General features: G+C 66.0%; 15 protein-coding genes. 6 read left to right on the top strand and 9 right to left on the bottom strand.

Features of this window, described 5'->3' with window-relative positions; all coding sequences use genetic code 11:
• Nucleotides 1-257 precede the first annotated feature (257 nt).
• From hemA to AXYL_RS29495, 5 genes are all read left to right on the top strand, one after another.
• Complete coding sequence (gene hemA, locus AXYL_RS29515; protein ID WP_013396554.1) at nt 258-1532, top strand: glutamyl-tRNA reductase; 1275 nt, start codon at nt 258-260, stop codon at nt 1530-1532.
• Between the two features lie 90 nt (nt 1533-1622).
• On the top strand, nt 1623-2705 hold the full coding sequence (prfA, locus tag AXYL_RS29510; protein ID WP_013396553.1) for a peptide chain release factor 1: 1083 nt from the start codon (nt 1623-1625) through the stop codon (nt 2703-2705).
• Nucleotides 2706-2713: 8 nt separating this feature from the next.
• The gene (prmC, locus tag AXYL_RS29505; protein ID WP_013396552.1) at nt 2714-3538 is read left to right on the top strand and encodes a peptide chain release factor N(5)-glutamine methyltransferase; all 825 of its coding nucleotides are present in this window, start codon (nt 2714-2716) and stop codon (nt 3536-3538) included.
• 94 nt (nt 3539-3632) lie between these two features.
• The gene (gene grxD, locus AXYL_RS29500) at nt 3633-3959 is read left to right on the top strand and encodes a Grx4 family monothiol glutaredoxin (protein ID WP_041654416.1); all 327 of its coding nucleotides are present in this window, start codon (nt 3633-3635) and stop codon (nt 3957-3959) included.
• 7 nt (nt 3960-3966) lie between these two features.
• Complete coding sequence (locus AXYL_RS29495; RefSeq protein ID WP_013396550.1) at nt 3967-4530, top strand: UbiX family flavin prenyltransferase; 564 nt, start codon at nt 3967-3969, stop codon at nt 4528-4530.
• A gap of 81 nt (nt 4531-4611) precedes the next feature.
• Here AXYL_RS29495 and AXYL_RS29490 read toward each other — a convergent pair whose 3' ends face one another.
• From AXYL_RS29490 to AXYL_RS29465, 6 genes are read right to left on the bottom strand one after another with little or no spacing between them, the layout of a single operon-like run.
• Nucleotides 4612-5652, bottom strand: a complete 1041-nt coding sequence (locus tag AXYL_RS29490) for a cyclase family protein (protein ID WP_013396549.1) — start codon at nt 5650-5652, stop codon at nt 4612-4614.
• Nucleotides 5653-5657: 5 nt separating this feature from the next.
• Nucleotides 5658-6437: a 3-oxoadipate enol-lactonase gene (pcaD, locus tag AXYL_RS29485; RefSeq protein WP_013396548.1), complete on the bottom strand. Its 780-nt coding sequence runs from the start codon at nt 6435-6437 to the stop codon at nt 5658-5660.
• Between the two features lie 19 nt (nt 6438-6456).
• Complete coding sequence (locus AXYL_RS29480; RefSeq protein WP_013396547.1) at nt 6457-6753, bottom strand: YciI family protein; 297 nt, start codon at nt 6751-6753, stop codon at nt 6457-6459.
• A gap of 12 nt (nt 6754-6765) precedes the next feature.
• Complete coding sequence (catC, locus tag AXYL_RS29475) at nt 6766-7041, bottom strand: muconolactone Delta-isomerase (protein ID WP_013396546.1); 276 nt, start codon at nt 7039-7041, stop codon at nt 6766-6768.
• A gap of 52 nt (nt 7042-7093) precedes the next feature.
• Complete coding sequence (locus tag AXYL_RS29470) at nt 7094-7738, bottom strand: 3-oxoacid CoA-transferase subunit B (RefSeq protein WP_013396545.1); 645 nt, start codon at nt 7736-7738, stop codon at nt 7094-7096.
• Nucleotides 7735-8424 (bottom strand): 3-oxoacid CoA-transferase subunit A, encoded by a 690-nt coding sequence (locus AXYL_RS29465; protein ID WP_013396544.1) that lies wholly within the window; start codon nt 8422-8424, stop codon nt 7735-7737. The genes AXYL_RS29470 and AXYL_RS29465 overlap by 4 nt, the downstream gene beginning before the upstream one ends.
• A 145-nt stretch (nt 8425-8569) precedes the next feature.
• Between AXYL_RS29465 and AXYL_RS29460 the strand changes: the two genes are divergently transcribed.
• Complete coding sequence (locus tag AXYL_RS29460) at nt 8570-9352, top strand: IclR family transcriptional regulator (protein ID WP_013396543.1); 783 nt, start codon at nt 8570-8572, stop codon at nt 9350-9352.
• Between the two features lie 47 nt (nt 9353-9399).
• On the opposite strand, the gene AXYL_RS29455 is transcribed toward AXYL_RS29460, so the two are convergent.
• From AXYL_RS29455 to AXYL_RS29445, 3 genes are all read right to left on the bottom strand, one after another.
• Nucleotides 9400-10128 (bottom strand): SDR family NAD(P)-dependent oxidoreductase, encoded by a 729-nt coding sequence (locus AXYL_RS29455; RefSeq protein WP_013396542.1) that lies wholly within the window; start codon nt 10126-10128, stop codon nt 9400-9402.
• A gap of 31 nt (nt 10129-10159) precedes the next feature.
• Entirely contained in the window at nt 10160-11500 is a 1341-nt protein-coding gene (locus AXYL_RS29450; protein ID WP_013396541.1) for a short-chain fatty acid transporter, read from the bottom strand.
• A 177-nt stretch (nt 11501-11677) separates the two neighbouring features.
• A complete protein-coding gene (locus AXYL_RS29445; protein WP_013396540.1) occupies nt 11678-12613 on the bottom strand; it encodes a 3-hydroxyacyl-CoA dehydrogenase family protein in 936 nt (311 codons plus the stop codon).
• Between the last annotated feature and the right edge of the window lie 93 nt (nt 12614-12706).

The following is a 12706-nucleotide window of genomic DNA, read 5'->3' as shown; positions in this document are numbered from 1 at the left end:
GGGGGAGAAAATCTTGGATATCGCCTTGCCCTGCCGGATCGCCGCATGAATCCTGGGCCAAATTGTTGGGCGGATGGCACGAAAGGTGCGACCCAGGGTCGCGGCCCTGGGGTGAAATGGCCTGGGGATAACCCGCGGGGGTATAATGATTAGCGGTCTGACGCTGCTTCCAGGTTGAATTTCCCCTGCTTGCCGCGCCTCGTTCTTAGTGGCAGTACTTAACGCTTACGCGCGGATGGCCCGGCCATCCTTCCCACATGTCGGTAGCTGTCCTTGCCTTCGGTCTGAATCACACGTCCGCGCCGGTTTCGGTCCGCGAGCGGGTGTCCATGCCCGTCGATCTGGTGAAGCCTGCAATCGAGGGCCTGCGCTCGGCCTTCGGCGGCTCGGTCCGCGAAGCCGCCATCCTGTCCACCTGTAACCGCACCGAAATCTATTGCGCCGCTGACGGCCACGTGGCCGATCAACTGCCTGCCTGGCTGGCGGATTACAACCGCCTGGACGCCGGCACGCTGCGCCCGCATCTCTACCGCCATCACCAGGACGACGCCGTGCGCCACGCTTTCCGCGTGGCCAGCGGCCTGGATTCCATGGTGCTGGGCGAAACCCAGATCGTGGGCCAGATGAAGGACGCCGTGCGCGCCGCCGGCGAAGCCGGCTCGCTGGGTACCTTGCTGCACCAGATGTTCCAGCGCACCTTCTCGGTGGCCAAGGAAGTGCGGTCGCAGACCGCCATCGGCGCGCAGTCGGTGTCCATGGCCGCCGCCGCGGTGCGCCTGGCCGAGCGCGTGTTCGGCAATCTGGACCAGGCCCGCACGCTGTTCATCGGCGCGGGCGAAATGATCGAATTGTGCGCCACGCACTTCGCCGCGCAGCGTCCGCGCAGTATGGTGGTGGCCAATCGCACGGCCGAACGCGCCGAGGTCCTGGCCAACCGGTTCGCGGCCAGCACCATGAAGCTGTCGGACCTGACGGACCGCCTGTCCGAGTTCGACGTCATCGTTTCCTGTACGGCAAGCTCCCTGCCCATCCTCGGTTTGGGGATGGTGGAACGGGCCACGCGCCTGCGCCGCCACCGCCCCATGGTCATGATCGACCTGGCCGTGCCGCGCGACATCGAACCCGAAGTCGGCCGCCTGGACGACGTCTACCTGTATTCGGTGGATGACCTGGGCCGCCTGGTGCAGACCGGCACGGACGCGCGCCGCGCGGCCGTGGTGCAGGCCGAAGCCATCATCGAAACCCGCGTCCAGGGCTTCATGCACTGGATGCAGTCCCGCGAGGTGGTGCCCGTCATCCGCGACCTGCACCAGGCCGCCGAAGACGTCCGCAGCGCCGAGCTGGAACGCGCCCGCCGCCTGCTGGCGCGGGGCGAATCGCCGGAGGCCGTGCTCGAGCAGCTGGCCCATGGCCTGACGCAAAAGTACCTGCACGGCCCGCTGGCGGCGCTGAACCGCAGCGAAGGCGACGACCGCAAGCAGCTGCTTGCCTGGATGCCGCGCCTGTTCCCCGGCCGCGACTCCCGCCGTTAGCGATTCTGCCCCACGTCCCGCCTCCTGGCGGGCGTTCGTCTTTTGGGCGCCCGCTATCCGCTTTCCCGTTTTTCTTTTTGGTCATTCCCCATGAAATCTTCCATGCGCAGCCGGCTGGAGCACCTGTGTCACCGCCTCATCGAGGTCGACGCGCTGCTCGCCGAACCGGAAACCGCGTCCGACATGGACCGTTTTCGCAAGCTCTCGCGCGAACGCGCGGAACTGGAACCCGTGGTCGAGGCGTTCACCGCTTTCGCCCGCACGGAGGATGATCTGGCCGCGGCCCAGGAAATGCTGTCCGACCCGGATCTGAAGTCCATGGCCGAGGACGAGATCAAATCCGGCCGCGCCAAGCTCGAAGAGCTGGAAGCCGCGCTGCAATTGCTGCTGCTGCCGCGTGACCCCAATGACGGGCGCAGCCTGTTCCTGGAAATCCGCGCGGGCACGGGCGGCGACGAAAGCGCGCTGTTCTCGGGCGACCTGCTGCGCATGTACACGCGCTACGCCGAACAGCGCGGCTGGCGCGTGGAGCTGATGTCCGAGAGCGCTTCTGAACTGGGCGGCTACAAGGAAGTGATCGCGCGCATCGACGGCGATGGCGCCTATGGCCGCCTGAAGTTCGAATCCGGCGCGCACCGCGTGCAGCGCGTGCCCGCCACCGAGGCGCAGGGCCGCATCCATACCTCCGCGTGCACGGTGGCCATCATGGCCGAAGCGGACGAGATGTCGGAAATCGTCATCAACCCCAATGATTTGCGCATCGACACCTTCCGCGCCAGCGGCGCGGGCGGGCAGCACATCAACAAGACCGATTCGGCGGTGCGCATCACCCACTTGCCGACCGGGCTGGTGGTGGAATGCCAGGACGACCGTTCGCAGCACCGCAACAAGGACAAGGCCATGCAGGTGCTGGCTGCGCGCTTGAAAGACAAGGAAACCCGCGAACGGCAGAGCAAGGAAGCCGCCGAGCGCAAGAGCCTGATCGGCTCGGGCGACCGCTCCGAGCGCATCCGTACCTACAACTTTCCGCAAGGCCGCGTGACCGACCACCGCATCAACCTGACGCTGTACAAGCTGCAGCAGATCATGGAAGGCGATCTGGAAGAGCTGACCGGCGCGCTCATCGCCGAACACCAGGCCGAGCAGCTGGCGGCCCTGGGCGACGACATCTGAGCCCGGCCATGACGCCGCCCCAGCTGAAAAGCCTGCTGCTCGACACGCGCCTGCCCCGCCTGGAGGTGCGCATGCTGCTGGAGCACGTGCTGGCCAAGCCGCGCGCCTGGCTGCTGGCGCACGATACCGACCCTCTGCTGCCCGAGACCGCCGCCGCCTACGAAGCCCTGGCCCAGCGGCGCCTGGCCGGGGAGCCCATGGCCTACCTGCTGGGCCACCGCGAATTCATGGGTCACCGTTTCCGCGTGACCCCGGACGTGCTGATTCCGCGCCCGGATACCGAGGTGCTGGTGGAAACCGCGCTGGAATGCCTGGCCGGCCTGGCCGCGCCCGCAGTGCTGGACCTGGGCACGGGTAGCGGTGCGATCGCCATTTCCATTGCCCTGGCGCGCCGCGACGCGCGGGTGATGGCGTCCGACCTTAGCGCGGCCGCGCTGGCGGTCGCCGCCGCCAACGCCTGGGATCTGGCCGCGTCCGTGCGCCTGGTCGAAGGCAGTTGGTACCAGGCCGTGCCGGCGGGAGAAGGCTTCGACCTGATCGTGTCCAATCCGCCCTATGTGGCCTGCGACGACCCGCACCTGGACCAGGGCGACGTGCGTTTCGAGCCGCGGGGGGCGTTGACCGACGGTGCGGGCGGGCTGGAAGACCTGGCTCGCATCGTCCAGGGCGCCGGCCGCCACCTGAAGCGGGGCGGCGCCCTGTGGCTGGAGCATGGCTGGGACCAGGCGCAAGCCGTGCGCGACCAGCTGGCCGCGGCCGGATTCCAGGACGTGCACAGCCGCCGGGACCTGGCCGGCATCGAGCGTATTTCCGGTGGCCGGCTGCCCACCTGACCCCATTCCCGGTGGGGCGCCCGGGGTATCCGGGCGGATTTCCCCGCTGTACCTATAATTGGCGTATTCCGTTATGCCTGTCCAAGAGACCACCATGAGCGACGTTCAAGAATTCATCCGCGAAACCGTGACCCAGCACCCCGTCGTGCTGTTCATGAAGGGCACCGCCCAATTCCCGCAATGCGGCTTTTCCGGCAAGGCCATCCAGATCCTGAAGGGCTGTGGCGTGAAGAAGCTGGTCACCGTCAATGTGCTGGAAGACGACGAAGTCCGCCAGGGCATCAAGGAGTTCTCCAGCTGGCCCACGATTCCGCAGCTGTACGTGGCTGGCGAGTTCATCGGCGGCTCGGACATCATGAACGAGATGAACGAATCCGGCGAACTGAAGACGCTGCTGGATCAATCCGGCGCAACGGCCTGATCAGCCCATGCGGCGACTGGTCATCGGCATCACGGGCGCCACGGGCGCCCTGTACGCGGTGCGCATGCTGCAGGCATTGCGCGGCGTGGACGATGTCGAAACGCATCTGGTGGTGTCGGCGTCCGGCGTGCTGAACATCAAGCACGAACTGGACGTCGGCCGCCATGATGTCTATGCACTGGCGGACCACGTGCACAGCGTGCGCGACGTGGGCGCCACCCTGGCCAGCGGCGCGTTCCAGACCGCGGGCATGGTGATCGTGCCATGCTCCATGCGTACGCTGGCGGCCGTGGCCCATGGCCTGTCGGATAACCTCATCACCCGCGCCGCCGACGTCACCCTCAAGGAACGCCGGCGTCTGGTAATGATGGTGCGCGAGACGCCGTTCAACCTGGCGCATCTGCGCAATATGACCGCCGTGACCGAAATGGGCGGCATCGTGTTTCCGCCGCTGCCCGCGTTCTACCACCGGCCCGCTTCCATTGAAGAAATGGTGGACCATACCGTGGCACGCGTGCTGGAGATGTTCGATATCGTGGTGCCTGGCCCGCATTGGGAAGGCATGAAGTAACGATCGCCGCATCTAAAAAAAGAGCTCCAAGTCTGGAGCTCTTTTCATTTGCGCGATATGCGCTTGCGCGGTTCGCAGCAATCACACCGTCGCGATCGGCGTGACCGGCGACCCGATCGCATGCGGCAGGCGCAAGGGCGGCGCGGTCAGCATGAAGTGATGCCGGCCGTTGGCGTGCAGCCAGTCCGCCAGGTCCTTCAGGTACCAGAGTTCCGCCAGCGGCAGGCCCAGCTTGAACAGGCAATGGTGGTGCAGCGGCAGCATGGCGCGCGGGCCGGTTTTCTCGCGCGCGGGATAGGCTTCCACGGCGTAGTTGTCGGCGCAGATGGCGGCGATGCCGCTGTCGGTGATCCATTGCAGCAGCGCCTGGTCGGTGCCGTCCAGCGCCGCGCCGTAGGTGTGCAGCGTTTCGGCGTCGGGCGTGCCGTTCATGGCGACCACCGCTTCGGCATAGCCGGTGCGCAGCACCAGCATGTCGCCGGGTTCGACGCTGATGTTGTCGGCCTTCAGCACGTGCATCAGTTCCGCGTGGCCGATCAGCGTGCGGCCGGCGCCGTAGTGACGGAACAGGTCCACCAGCACGCCGCGGCCCTGCATGCCTTTCTGGGCCAGGTTTTCCACGCCCAGCTTCAGCGCCGCGGACGGGCCGCCGCTGTTGCAGCCGCAGCCGGTATGGTCGCCGTCGGCCGGACCGATGACGTCCACGCCGGCCTGGTAGCCGTTGTAGTAGCGCAGTTCGGGCTTGCCGTCGCCGTCGGCGTCGAACAAGGCGCCCACGTGGGCCAGCGCGTCCCATTGCGTCGAATACTGCATCGACAGCAGCACCTGGTCGTCGCTCAGCACGTCGACCGCGTCCGGGTTGACGTTGCGCAGCGGGAAGTTCAGGTACGGCGTGTCCGCCAGGCGCGTGGGGCTCAGCTGCGGCGGATGGCGGCGCGGGTTGAGCACGTTGCCGCCGGGCAGGTCCAGCGGCAGCGACAGGCAGAAGGTCTTGCCGGCGCGGATTTCGCGCGCACCTTTCAGGACCTGTTCTTCGGTGATGAGGTTCAGGCGGCCGAGTTGGTCGTCGGGTCCGAAGTCGCCCCAGTTGGAGCCTTCGGGCCGGTTTTTCCAGCGCTGCATGCCGTTTACCCCTTCAGGAAGTCGACGACCGTGCGGGTGAAGACTTCCGGTTGCTCCCAGTTCGAGATATGGGAGGTGTTCATTTCAAAGTAGCGCGCGCCAGGTATGGCTGCGGCCAGCTCTTGGCCTTGGGCCGGCGTGGCGGCCAGATCGTGCGTGCTGCTGATGACCAGCGTGGGCGCCTTGATCGAGGCCACCTGTTCGCGGAAGTCGGCGTCGCGCAGCGCGGCGCAATTGCCCGAGTAGCCGGCGTCCGGCGTGCGGCGCAGCATGTCGATCAGCACCTGGGTCAGTCCCGGCTCGGCGGCGCGGTAGCTGTCGGTGAGCCAGCGTTCGACCAGCGTGGGCGCCATCTTTTCCAGGGTCTGTTCGGCGACCGCGGCGATGCGGGCGCTCCAGCCTTCGGCCGAGCCGATGCGCGCGGCGGTGTTGCACAGGATCAGCTTGTCCAGCAGCTCGGGACGCGCCAGCGCCAGCCACAGGCCGGTGGGGCCGCCCATCGACAGGCCGCAGAAGTGCGCGCGCTTGATGTTCAGATGCGCCAGCAGTTCGGCGACGTCGTTGCCCAGCTGCTCGAAGCTGTATTCGCCTTCGGGGATGGACGATTTGCCGTGGCCGCGGGTGTCGTAGCGCAGCACACGGAAGTGCTTGCTCAGTTCGGGAATCTGGCGGGCCCACATGTCGGAGCAGGTGCCCAGCGAGTTGGAGAGCACCAGCACCGGCGCATCCGCGGGGCCATCGATGACGTAGTACAGCCGTGCCTGGCTGAGATCGGCGTAAGACATGTGGGTTTATTCCTTGCGATTACAGATGGCAGACGCCGTCGAGGTAGGCCTTGCGCCAGCGCGTGATGGTCACGCGCTCGAACAGGCCGGCCAGGGAGAATGGGTCGGCATCGATGAACTGCTGCGCGGCTTCGCGCGTTTCCAGGGCCACGATGTACAGGCCGCCGCCGGCGTCCTTGCCGTCGTCCTGCAGCTTGGCGCCGCAGGCCAGCAGCAGTTGCTTGTTCGTGTCCAGGTATTCCAGATGCGCGGCGCGATGCTGCTGGCGCACTTCCTGGTGGCCGGGCTTGTCGAACGTTTCGATGATGTAGGGCATGGACTGCTCCTGTCAGATCGCCGAGGGGTGGCGCGCCAGCGCCGTGACGTTGATATCCATGTACGGGAACAGCGGCAGCGAGGACAGCAGCGCGTGCAGTTCATCGTTGCTTTCGACGTCGAAGATGCTGACGTTGGCGTAGCGGCCGGCCACGCGCCACAGGTTCTTCCACTTGCCGTCGCGCTGCAATTGTTGGGCCAGGGCCTTTTCATCGGCCTTCAGCTTGTCGGCGCGCTCGGCGGGCATGTCGACGGGAAGATTGACCTGCATTTGAACCATGAACAACATGATGACTCTCTCCTGTAAAGCCGCTCCGGCCCTGCCGGAGCGCGCACAAAACTCAGCGGGAAAACTTCAGCGGCAGGCCAGTCAGGCGCAGCAGCTCGTCGGCGGTGGTGTCGCCGAACATGTCGATGACGGTCACGCCGTCGGCGCGGATGTCGAACACCGCCACGTCGGTGTACACGCGCGACACGCAGCGCACGCCGGTCAGCGGATAGGTGCAGGCTTCGACCAGTTTGCTCTGGCCTTCGCGGGTCTGCAGTTCCATCATCACGAAGACGTCCTTGGCGCCGATGGCCAGGTCCATCGCGCCGCCCACGGCGGGGATGGCGTCGGGCGCGCCGGTGTGCCAGTTGGCCAGGTCGCCGTGTTGCGACACCTGGAAGGCGCCCAGCACGCAGATGTCCAGGTGGCCGCCGCGCATCATTGCGAACGAGTCGGCGTGATGGAAGAACGAGCAGCCGGGCAGTTCCGTTACGGGCTGCTTGCCGGCGTTGATCAGGTCGTAATCTTCTTCGCCCTTGGCGGGGGCAGGGCCCATGCCCAGCATGCCGTTTTCGGTGTGCAGGATGACTTCGCGGTCAGCCGGCAGATGGTTGGCGACGAGCGTGGGCAGGCCGATGCCCAGGTTCACGTAGGCGCCTTCGGGAATGTCCTGCGCCACGCGGGCGGCGATCTGGTCGCGGGTCAGTTTGGTGCTCATTGCTGCTCCTTGGCGGCCGGGGTGGCTGCGATCTGCACGACGCGTTTGACGAAGATGCCGGGGGTCACGACGGTTTCGGGGTCCAGCTCGCCCAGTTCAACCACTTCGCGCACCTGCGCCACGGCTACGCGCGCGGCGCTCGCCATGATGGGGCCGAAGTTGCGGGCGGTCTTGCGATAGACCAGATTGCCCCAGCGGTCGCCGCGCTCGGCCTTGATGAGCGCGTAGTCGGCGTGCAGCGGATATTCCAGCACGTACTGGCGGCCGTTGATCTCGCGGATCTCCTTGCCGTCGGCCAGCGGCGTGCCGTAGCCGGTGGGCGTGAAGAACGCGCCGATGCCGGCGCCGGCGGCGCGGATGCGTTCGGCCAGGTTGCCCTGGGGCACGAGTTCCAGCTCGATCTTGCCGCTGCGGTACAGGCCGTCGAAGATCTGCGAATCCACCTGGCGCGGGAATGAACAGATGATCTTGCGCACGCGGTTGGCGCCCAGCAGGGCGGCCAGGCCGGTGGTGCCGTTGCCGGCGTTGTTGTTGATGATGACCAGGTCCTTGGCGCCCTGCTCGAGCAGGGCGTCGATCAGTTCCATGGGCTGGCCGGCAGTGCCGAAGCCGCCGATCATGACGGTGGCGCCGTCGGGTACGTCCGCCAGGGCGGCCGCCGCGCTTGCAACAAGCTTAGAAATCATGATGTTTGCTCATAGGTGGCGTGTCATAATTTGTTCTTAATTAGAACTTTCGTTCTTCTGAAGAACATCGTTTCATGGGGATGAACCGGGCGTCAAGGCGAGCCGGCGCGGCGTCATCCCCATTTACTCTTTTTGCGGTAGACGGATGGCCGAGCAAGATACCCAGCAACCCAGCGACAGCTACGTGCAGTCCTTCGCGCGCGGCTTGTCCGTGATCCGGGCCTTTGGCCCCGACCGTTCGCAGATGACGCTGTCCGAGGTCGCCGCGGTGACCGGGCTGACTCGCGCCGGCGCGCGCCGCATCCTGCTGACGCTGGAGCACCTGGGCTACGTCACCGTCGACGACCGCAAGTTCGCGCTGACCCCGCGCATCCTGGAACTCGGCTACGCCTACCTGTCCGGCACGCCGCTGTGGAACTTGGCGTTGCCGTACATGGAAGAAGTGGCCGAGCAGACGCGGGAGTCGTGTTCCGTTTCGGTGCTGGAAGGCGCGGACATCGTCTACATCCTGCGCCTGTCCACGCACAAGGTCATGACCATCAACCTGGCCGTGGGCAGCCGTCTGCCGGCCTGGGTGACGTCGATGGGCCGCGTGCTGCTGGCGGGGCTGACGGAGCAGGAGCTGGACCGGGTGCTGGCGCTGAGCCAGATCCAGTCCTACACGCCGCACACCATCACGGACATCGCCGAACTCAAGCGCGTGCTGGCCGGCGTGCGCGCCGACGGCTACGCCTGCGTCGCGCAGGAACTGGAACCGGGGCTGCAGTCGGTGGCCGTGCCCATCATGGACCGCAGCGGCCGCGTGATCGCCGCGATGAACGTCAGCGGCCATGCCAATCGCTTCACGCGCGAGGAAATGCTGGCGGCCTTCCTGCCGCCGCTGCGCCGCGCGGCCGACCAGATCAACCACGCCCTGCTGCGCCGCTAGGCGAGGCAAGGAGGGGAAGAGGGCGGCCGGGGTGCGCATGGCTGGCCTCAGATCGGCGCGACGCCCAGCGTCGTGCCGCCGCAGACGTACAGCATCTGGCCGGTGACGAAGCCGTTGTCCGGAGACAGGAAGAACATCGCGGCGCGCGCCACGTCTTCCGGCGTGCCCAGGCGCTTGACCACGATGCTGTTGATGATGCGTTCAGTCTGCGGCGCGCCAGCAGGATTGCTCTTGGTGAACAGATCAGTGGCGATGGGGCCGGGACCGATGGCGTTGACGGTGATGCCGTCGCCGCCCAGTTCCATGGCCAGCGTGCGGGTCAGGCCCACCAGGCCGGCCTTGGTGGCCGAATAGACCACGCGGTCCGGCTTGCCCAGCGCGGCGCGCGACGACATGTTCACGATGCGGCCGAAACCGGCCTCGCGCATGGCGGGCAGCGCGGCCTGCACCAGGATCAGCGCGGTGCGCAGATGCAAATTGACTACGTAGTCCAGGTCCGCCAGCGTGGCCGTGTCGGCCGTGCCGGGACGGGTGGCGCCAGCGTTGTTGACCAGGCCCACGATGCTGTAGGCCTCGGTCACTTCGCGGGCGACTTCCTGGGTGCGCGCTTCGTCGGTCAGGTCAGCCTGATATGACACCAGCCCCGCAGGCGGATTTTCGGGCAGCTTGTAGTCGATGTTGACGACCTTGTGTCCCGCATCCAGCAGCATGCGGATGATCGCCGCTCCGATCCCGGCGCTGCCGCCGGTCACGAGATACGCAGTAGGTTTGCTCATATCGGTTCCGTTCCTAGAGTAAGCGTGCCGGTCAGTGGGTGAGGTAGCCCCAAAGGAGGACGGCGGTGATGTGGATCACGCCGACCCACAGCATCATGATGACGGTATAGCCCATCACGTCGCGCAGCTTGAGCTTGGACAACGCCAGCGCCGGCAGGATCCAGAAAGGCTGCACCAGGTCGTTCCAGGCGTTGCCCAGCATGACGGCCATGGTGGTCTGGTTCAGCGCGCTGCCGATTTCCTTGGCGGCGTCGATCATGAACGGACCCTGGATGACCCAGTGGCCGCCGGCCGACGGCGCGAAGAAGTTGATGACGAACGAGCTGATCAGACCCCAGAACGGCAGCGATTCGGGCGTGGCCACGTCGACGAACACTTGGGAGATCGTGGTGACCAGGCCGGAAGCGGCCATGATGGCCATGATGCCGGCGTAGAAGGGGTACTGCAGGATGATGCCGGAGATCGTCTTGATGCCTTCAGTCAGCTTGGCGACGTAGGCGGCCGGCGTGCCCAGCAGGATGATGCCCAGGAACAGGATGATGAAGTTGATCAGGTTCAGGTCCAGCGAGCCGCCGTCCATGAAGTGGAAGGTCACGTAGGCGATGCCCAGCGCGCCAATCAGCAGGCTCAGGATGCGGCTGTTGTTCAGCTTGGAGGCGATGGTGCCCTTTTCCAGCATGTCTTCGGCGGCGTTGGACGTGTTGGCGTCGCGATCGATGGCCGGGTCCACTTCAACGATCTTCTCGCCCTTCTTCGGGTGCAGCCAGGCATTGAGCAGCGGCAGCGTCACGATGATGACCAGGCTGGTGATCAGCATGGGCACCGAGAAAATGGTTTCCGACAGCGGGATGGTGCCCATCTGCTTGGCGGTGGGGTGGTTGGGCGTCGCCACCAGCACGGGAATACTGGCCGACAGGCCCAGGCCGTACATGGTGAAGCCGCTGTACGCGGCAGCGATGATCAGCGGGTAGTGCACGCCCTTGACCTTGAGCGCCAGCTTCTTGGCGACGATGCCACCGATGACCAGGCCGAAGCCCCAGTTCAGGTAGCTGCCAATGCCGCCGACCAGCGTCGCCACGATGATGGCGGTATGCGGCTTGTGCACGTGGCTGACGATGCGGTTGAGCAGGCGGTCGGTGAGCGGCGCGGTGGCCAGCACATAGCCCATTGCCAGGATCACGGCCATCTGGGTCGTGAAGGCCAAGAGGCTCCAGAAGCCGTTGCCCCAGGCGCGGGTGATGTCGCCGATGCCCTTGCCTTCGACGCCCATGGCCAGCAGCACGGTGAGCAGGGTCAGCGCGATCGCGAAGACGAAGGGATCGGGCAGATACTTGCGCATCAGCTCGGTAAAGAATGAAGCCAGTTTATTCATGATGCTTCCTACAAACTCCGGTCAGGCTGTTTTTTCGCGTCTTGCGCCGCCCGGCGCCGGGTGTCGGCGGGGGCGGGTGGGACGATTGCTTTCTTTGTGTGGTTGGGCTTGTGGCCCGCTGGCGCTGGTGGCGGGAAGCCCCGCGCCTTATGTAGTGAATGCTTGCTGGCGGAACCGTCAGGAGCCGCTGGCCTTGCCGTTGAGCCACGCGGCCAGCTCGCCCAGCGCGGCGCTTTTTTCGCGCAGCACGCGTTCGCGGCGCTCGGGGCTCCAGGTGTAGAAACCCTGGCCGCTCTTGGCGCCGATCTGGCCGCTTTCGACCTTGCTCTTCAAGAGCTCGGAGGGTTCCGTGCGGCTTTCCAGGTCTTTGTAGAGATAGCTGGCGATCGCGTAGTGCACGTCGATGCCGTTCATGTCGCGTTGCTCCAGCGGACCCGACAGCGCCAGGCGGATGCCCAGGCTCCACTTGACCACTTCGTCGATGTCTTCCGCGCTGGCCACGCCTTTCTCCAGCAGCGAGATGGCCTCGCGGGCCAGCGCATGCTGGATGCGGTTGGCGATGAAGCCGGGGATGTCCTGGCGCACCAGCACCGGGCGCTTGCCGGCATGACGCAACGTGGCCATGACCCGGGCTACGGTGTCTTCAGAAGTGCCGTCGTTGCGCACCACTTCCACCAGCGGAATCACGTCGGCGGGGGTGAAGAAATGGGTGCCCACGAAGCGGTCGCGGCGCACCACCGCGCTGGCGATGGCGTTGATGGACAGGCCGGAGGTGTTGGTGGCGAAGAGGGTATGCGCCGGGCACAGGGAATCCAGCTTGGCGAAGATGCCGCGCTTGAGTTCCAGGTTTTCCGGCACGGCCTCGATCACCAGGTCGCTGTTGCAGGCCGCTTCCAGCCCGGGCGCGACTTGAATGCGCTGCATCGCTTCCTGGACGTTGCCGGGAGCGTAGACATTCAGCTGGCGGTCTATGGTCTGCAGCGCGCGCTCCAGCGCGCCTTCCATCGGGTCGATCAGGACGACGTTCAATCCCTTCGAGGCGAACAGCGCGGCGATGCCGCTGCCCATGGCGCCTGCGCCGACGATGGCGAGATTCTTGAGGGGAGTATCCATGATGGTTCGCTCGGTGCTGACTGACACGCCGGGCTTGCGGGCGGCACGTGCGGAACCAGGATGCTTTCTGTCTCTTCCGGAGTGCCTTCCTGT

The sequence above is a fragment of the Achromobacter xylosoxidans A8 genome (genome assembly GCF_000165835.1).
Taxonomy (GTDB): domain Bacteria; phylum Pseudomonadota; class Gammaproteobacteria; order Burkholderiales; family Burkholderiaceae_B; genus Achromobacter; species Achromobacter xylosoxidans_B.
This window is presented reverse-complemented; position numbering and strand designations above follow the sequence as displayed.

Coding starts and splice junctions, on each gene's coding strand:
- hemA (WP_013396554.1), top strand. CDS start 258: ATGTCGGTAGCTGTCCTTGCCTTCGGTCTGAATCACACGTCCGCGCCG.
- prfA (WP_013396553.1), top strand. CDS start 1,623: ATGAAATCTTCCATGCGCAGCCGGCTGGAGCACCTGTGTCACCGCCTC.
- prmC (WP_013396552.1), top strand. CDS start 2,714: ATGACGCCGCCCCAGCTGAAAAGCCTGCTGCTCGACACGCGCCTGCCC.
- grxD (WP_041654416.1), top strand. CDS start 3,633: ATGAGCGACGTTCAAGAATTCATCCGCGAAACCGTGACCCAGCACCCC.
- AXYL_RS29495 (WP_013396550.1), top strand. CDS start 3,967: ATGCGGCGACTGGTCATCGGCATCACGGGCGCCACGGGCGCCCTGTAC.
- AXYL_RS29490 (WP_013396549.1), bottom strand. CDS start 5,652: ATGCAGCGCTGGAAAAACCGGCCCGAAGGCTCCAACTGGGGCGACTTC.
- pcaD (WP_013396548.1), bottom strand. CDS start 6,437: ATGTCTTACGCCGATCTCAGCCAGGCACGGCTGTACTACGTCATCGAT.
- AXYL_RS29480 (WP_013396547.1), bottom strand. CDS start 6,753: ATGCCCTACATCATCGAAACGTTCGACAAGCCCGGCCACCAGGAAGTG.
- catC (WP_013396546.1), bottom strand. CDS start 7,041: ATGTTGTTCATGGTTCAAATGCAGGTCAATCTTCCCGTCGACATGCCC.
- AXYL_RS29470 (WP_013396545.1), bottom strand. CDS start 7,738: ATGAGCACCAAACTGACCCGCGACCAGATCGCCGCCCGCGTGGCGCAG.
- AXYL_RS29465 (WP_013396544.1), bottom strand. CDS start 8,424: ATGATTTCTAAGCTTGTTGCAAGCGCGGCGGCCGCCCTGGCGGACGTA.
- AXYL_RS29460 (WP_013396543.1), top strand. CDS start 8,570: ATGGCCGAGCAAGATACCCAGCAACCCAGCGACAGCTACGTGCAGTCC.
- AXYL_RS29455 (WP_013396542.1), bottom strand. CDS start 10,128: ATGAGCAAACCTACTGCGTATCTCGTGACCGGCGGCAGCGCCGGGATC.
- AXYL_RS29450 (WP_013396541.1), bottom strand. CDS start 11,500: ATGAATAAACTGGCTTCATTCTTTACCGAGCTGATGCGCAAGTATCTG.
- AXYL_RS29445 (WP_013396540.1), bottom strand. CDS start 12,613: ATGGATACTCCCCTCAAGAATCTCGCCATCGTCGGCGCAGGCGCCATG.